Origin of the sequence: Corallococcus llansteffanensis (genome assembly GCF_003612055.1) — a bacterium.
Classification (GTDB): Bacteria; Myxococcota; Myxococcia; order Myxococcales; family Myxococcaceae; genus Corallococcus; species Corallococcus llansteffanensis.
Genome location: NZ_RAWB01001089.1, coordinates 1 through 914 on the forward strand (window position 1 = coordinate 1; position 914 = coordinate 914).

Genomic DNA, 914 nt, shown 5'->3' on the forward strand with positions numbered 1-914 from the left:
CTGCTGGGGCTGGGTGGGACGGCCTGTGGCGGTGCTGCCTCGGCTGCGGAAGCCGAAGATGGGGACGCCCGCGCGGAAGCCCAGGGCCCCGTCCCGGCGCCGGCCCCCGAAGCGGCTGCTCCCTCGCCCGGTGCCCAGGCGCCGACGGAGGCTCCCACGGCGGAGGCCCCTGCTCCCAAGCCTCGGGCGGTGAGCCCCTGGGCGCACACGCTGGGCGGCCCGCAGGACGACACGGGCGCCGGGCTGGCGGTGGGGCGGGGTGGCGACGTGCTGTGGGTGACGTCGGGCACGCCGCGCTCGGACGAGGACCGGGACCAGGTGGACGGTGAGCGGCGCGTGCTGACGCTGTCGCGCTACGCGGCGGACGGGAAGCGGGCGTGGGCGAAGGAGTTCGAGCGCAACCGCCTGACGGACCTGCGCGTGGCGGGCTCCACCGGCACGGACGGCGCGGTGTTCCTGTCCGGCAACGCGCCCCTGTACCCGGCGGACTTCGGGCTGGGCGAGGCGCAGGACGGCTTCCTGGTGAAGTTCTCCGCGGCCGGCGCGCCCGAGTGGCAGCGCCGCGTGGGGCAGAAGGTCTACGCGGTGGCGGCGGACGCGGCGGGTGGCGTGGTGGCGCTGGGCGAGGAGTGGACGACGGAGGCCCACACGCCGCAGTTGGTGCGCTACGCGGCGGACGGCGCGGTGCGCTGGACGCAGGCGTTCGAGGGCGCGGCGGAGGGCACGTCGCTCGCGGCGGTGGCGCTGTCTGCCACGGGCACGTCGGTGGTCGCGGGGCGGCTGGTGGGCCCGGTGACGGTGGACGGGCGCACGTTCGACGCGGAGGGCGCGGGCGGCTTCGTGGTGCTCGCGTTCGACGCGGACGGCGCGCTGACGTGGGGCCAGGAGGTGCCGGGCGTGAACGGCCGCGTGGG

1 protein-coding gene is annotated in these 914 nt (G+C 77.6%); it reads left to right on the forward strand.

The window, feature by feature from the left end:
- A partial coding sequence (locus D7V93_RS43505) for a hypothetical protein (protein ID WP_208723371.1) occupies positions 1-914 on the forward strand: 914 nt, incomplete at both ends.